This is a genomic window from Paenibacillus sp. EKM206P (assembly GCF_011066155.1).
Taxonomy (GTDB): Bacteria; Bacillota; Bacilli; order Paenibacillales; family Paenibacillaceae; genus Paenibacillus; species Paenibacillus polymyxa_D.
On record NZ_JAAMNQ010000148.1, the window covers coordinates 1 to 207 of the forward strand.

Genomic DNA, 207 nt, shown 5'->3' on the forward strand with positions numbered 1-207 from the left:
CGTATCGGAAGGTGCGGCTGGATCACCTCCTTTCTATGGAGAATCGTTTCCTGCGATGGAAACATTCAAATATGAAGTGTAAGCTTCAAAATTCATCATTCCATTTGTTCAGTTTTGATGGAACTTGTGAGGGGCCATAGCTCAGCTGGGAGAGCGCCTGCCTTGCACGCAGGAGGTCAGCGGTTCGATCCCGCTTGGCTCCACCAA

General features: G+C 50.2%; 1 tRNA gene. It reads left to right on the plus strand.

What is annotated here, in order from left to right:
- Window positions 1–130 precede the first annotated feature (130 nt).
- A tRNA-Ala gene (locus G9G53_RS26165) sits at window positions 131–206 on the plus strand.
- Window position 207: the final 1 nt, after the last annotated feature.